This is a genomic window from Mesorhizobium sp. M7A.F.Ca.AU.001.01.1.1, assembly GCF_004022735.1.
Lineage (GTDB): Bacteria > Pseudomonadota > Alphaproteobacteria > Rhizobiales > Rhizobiaceae > Mesorhizobium > Mesorhizobium ciceri.
The window spans coordinates 1-2,930 of sequence record NZ_RZPF01000770.1; the positions used below are offsets into that span (position 1 = coordinate 1).

The 2,930-nt window shown below is 63.3% G+C and carries 3 protein-coding genes and 2 pseudogenes; all 5 read left to right on the forward strand.

Going from position 1 to position 2,930, the window contains the following annotated elements:
• A pseudogene (locus EN884_RS31475) lies at positions 1–375 on the forward strand (pyridoxal-phosphate dependent enzyme); the annotation flags it as partial.
• A complete protein-coding gene (locus tag EN884_RS31480) occupies positions 375–1,118 on the forward strand; it encodes an alanyl-tRNA editing protein (RefSeq protein ID WP_063168059.1) in 744 nt (247 codons plus the stop codon). The pseudogene EN884_RS31475 and the gene EN884_RS31480, both read left to right, overlap by 1 nt.
• A gap of 38 nt (positions 1,119–1,156) precedes the next feature.
• Positions 1,157–2,023 carry a 3-mercaptopyruvate sulfurtransferase gene (gene sseA / locus EN884_RS31485; protein WP_063168058.1) on the forward strand — a complete coding sequence of 289 codons (867 nt, stop codon included), beginning with the start codon at positions 1,157–1,159 and terminating at the stop codon, positions 2,021–2,023.
• A 5-nt stretch (positions 2,024–2,028) separates the two neighbouring features.
• The gene (locus EN884_RS31490) at positions 2,029–2,592 is read left to right on the forward strand and encodes a GNAT family N-acetyltransferase (protein ID WP_013531462.1); all 564 of its coding nucleotides are present in this window, start codon (positions 2,029–2,031) and stop codon (positions 2,590–2,592) included.
• Between the two features lie 111 nt (positions 2,593–2,703).
• Positions 2,704–2,930, forward strand: a pseudogene (locus EN884_RS31495) (OmpA family protein); the annotation flags it as partial.

Here is a 2,930-nt window from a genome sequence, read left to right on the forward strand (position 1 = left end):
GGCGAGCTGAAGTCCGAAGGCAGCTCGATCACCGAAGGCATCGGGCAGGGGCGCATCACCGCCAATCTCGAAGGGTTCACGCCGGACTTTTCCTTCCAGATCCCCGATGAGGATGCGCTGCCGATCGTCTTCGACCTGATCCAGGAAGAGGGGCTTTGCGTCGGTGGCTCGACCGGCATCAACATTGCCGGCGCGATCCGCCTGGCCAGGGAATTGGGTCCCGGCCACACCATCGTGACCATTCTTTGTGACTACGGCACGCGCTATCAGTCAAAACTGTTCAACCCGGAATTCCTGCGCGAGAAGCAACTGCCGGTGCCGGGTTGGATGGAGCTGAAGAGCACAATTTCGGTGCCGTTCGAAAAGGTCGCGTGATGGCAAACTGGACGGATGCCCTGTTTCGCGACGACGCCTATCTGCGGACGGCGGATGCGACGATCGTTGCCGTCAACGACCGCGGCGGCATCATCCTCGACCGGACGATCTTCTACGCCACTTCGGGCGGCCAACCGGGCGATACCGGGTGTCTCGAACGCGCGGACGGCAGCCGCATCGCCATTGCCGCTACCCTCACCGGCGAGACCAAGGACGAGATCATCCATGTGCCGGCGCCGGAGCAAGCAGTGCCACAGGTCGGCGAGACGGTGAGGTTGGCCATCGACTGGGAACGCCGGCATCTCCTGATGCGCATGCATGCGGCTTGCCATTTGCTCACCGTCGTCTGTCCGTTTCCAATCACCGGTGCCGCCGTTTCCGAGGACGACAGCCGTGTCGACTTCGACGCTCCGGATGCCGGCTTCACCAAGGAGGACATCACCGCCGGGCTGATGGAGCTGGTGCGGGCCGATCATCCGATCTTTGTCAGGCTGATCAGTGACGAGGAACTGGCCGCCAATCCCGGCCTGGTGAAATCCAAGAACGTCCGGCCGCCGGCCGGCACCGGCAAGATCCGCCTGGTCTGTATCGGCGACAACGCCTCGGTGGACAGCCAGCCCTGCGGCGGCACCCATGTGAAGAGCACTGGCGAAGTCGGCGAAATCCACATCGGCAAGATCGAGAAGAAGGGCCGTGAAAACCGGCGCTTCCGCATCCGCTTTGGGCCGATGCCGGCAAACTGAACAGACAGTGATCGCCAAAAGGCGAGCAGGAGCACAAAATGGCCGAGGACAGCCCCTTCACCGTCGACGCAGACTGGCTGCAGCAACGTCTCGGCGAGCCGGGCCTGACGATTCTCGACGCATCCTGGTATCTCCCGGCGCAGAAGCGCGATGCGCGCGGCGAGTATGATTCGGCCCACATCCCGGGCGCACGATTTCTGGATCAGGATGCGGTTTCGGATCCGGATTCGCCCTTGCCGCATACGCTGCCGTCACCGCAGCATTTTGCCCAGTATGTCGGCGCCATGGGCGTTTCGGCCGATGACACCATCGTCGTCTACGATGGTCCGGGTTTCTTCTCGGCGCCCCGGGCGTGGTGGATGTTCAGGGTGATGGGCGTCTTCCAGACCTATATTCTGGATGGCGGCTTCGATGGCTGGAAAGCCGCCGGCAGACCGGTGACGGCTGAGCCGACGAAGATCGCGCCAAGCGTGTTTCATGCCGATTTCGACTCCGGGCGCGTCGCCAGCCTCGCCGACATGCGCCGGATCGTCGACACCAGGGCAAGCCAGATCGCCGACGCCCGGGGACCGGGCCGCTTTACCGGCGCCGAGCCTGAGCCGCGCGCGGGTATCCGCTCCGGCCATATGCCTGGCGCGCGCAATCTGCCCTATTCGGCGCTGTCGGAAAATGGCGAGCTGCTGTCGAAGGACCGCCTGCGCAAGGCGATCGAGGAGGCCGGCATCGATCTGTCGAAACCTGTCGTCACCTCATGCGGCTCCGGCATTACCGCAGCGGTGGTGACGCTGGCGCTGGAAACACTTGGCCATACCAACAACAGGCTTTACGACGGCTCCTGGACGGAGTGGGGCGGGCTTTCCGACACGCCTGTCGTGACCGGCCCCGTTGTGATCGGCAAGGAATGAAGACGATGGAAAACGGCGCGCTGGAAGATATTGACGTCACGGTGACGTTTCTCGAGATGCATGTGCCGCCGGCCTATTCGCCGCCGGTGCCCTACAACCGTCAGATCGCGCTGCTGAAGACCAAGGACATTCCGCTGCATTTCTACCGCTATCTGATGGACCGGGTGGGGCGCAAATGGCACTGGGTCAATGTGCTGAGGCTGGATGACGACGAGCTTGCCGCCGGCATTCATCGCGAGGATCGCGACATCAGGGTCCTTTATCTCGACGGCGCACCCGCCGGCTTCTTCGATCTCAAGCCGCATCTGCCGGAAGAAGTCGAGCTCGCCTATTTCGGCATGATGGAACATGCGACGGGACAAGGCATCGGCCGCTGGTTCCTGGGTTCCGCGATCGCAGCCGCCTGGTCGCATGGTCCGAAGCGCGTGACGGTGCAGACCTGCACGCTCGATCATCCGGCGGCTCTGCCGCTTTACCAGAAGCTCGGCTTTGCACCGGTGGCGCAAAAGAAGGAAATCGTGCATCCGCTGCCTTTCGCCGAGCGCGCGGCCAGCGTCATGCGGCCCTAGCCGGAAGCTGACACCAGCTCGAATCTGAACCTGTCGTTCATCGGCCCTTCAGGCTGCTTTTGGCATGTTGCCCGCACCATCAATGCGGCCAAGGCCGAAGGAGACGAAGACATGCTGACCCGCCGTACACTTGCCGCCGCGCTGATCGCGGCGATTGCCATGCCAAGCCTGGCCGCAGCCCAGGCGACAACGCCTTCGGCCGCGACGATCGAGCGGAAGCTCGAGGCAGCACCGCGTGTGAAATTGCGGCCGAACGAGCGCGTCACCATCCGGGAATTCAAGCGGCGCCCGGATTTGCGCCGCATGGCCCGCTCGATCGATATCCAGTCGATCAACTT

Bases quoted from the DNA above. Each gene is read 5' to 3' on its own strand.
- EN884_RS31480 (WP_063168059.1), top strand. From the start codon at position 375: ATGGCAAACTGGACGGATGCCCTGTTTCGCGACGACGCCTATCTGCGG.
- sseA (WP_063168058.1), top strand. From the start codon at position 1,157: ATGGCCGAGGACAGCCCCTTCACCGTCGACGCAGACTGGCTGCAGCAA.
- EN884_RS31490 (WP_013531462.1), top strand. From the start codon at position 2,029: ATGGAAAACGGCGCGCTGGAAGATATTGACGTCACGGTGACGTTTCTC.